The sequence below is a fragment of the Streptococcus humanilactis genome (assembly GCF_019448275.1).
Taxonomy (GTDB): domain Bacteria; phylum Bacillota; class Bacilli; order Lactobacillales; family Streptococcaceae; genus Streptococcus; species Streptococcus humanilactis.
Window position 1 is genome coordinate 1 of the sequence record NZ_JAHXBZ010000031.1, and the last position, 275, is coordinate 275.

General features: G+C 56.0%; 1 pseudogene. It reads right to left on the minus strand.

The features are described 5' to 3' along the window. Positions 1 to 275: pseudogene (locus KV696_RS09720) on the minus strand (hypothetical protein); the annotation flags it as partial.

The following is a 275-nucleotide window of genomic DNA, read 5'->3' on the forward strand; positions in this document are numbered from 1 at the left end:
TCCTGACGCTGGAGTTTCTTCAGCTGGTTGCGCTGGAGTTGGGGTTTCTGTTGCTCCTGACGCTGGAGTTTCTTCAGCTGGTTGCGCTGGAGTTGGGGTTTCTGTTGCTCCTGGCGCTGGAGTTTCTTCAGCTGGTTGCGCTGGAGTTGGGGTTTCTGTTGTTCCTGACGCTGGAGTTTCTTCAGCTGGTTGCGCTGGAGTTGGGGTTTCTGTTGCTCCTGGCGCTGCTGGTTGATCTTCTACCGGTTGCGCTGGAGTTGGGGTTTCTGTTGCTC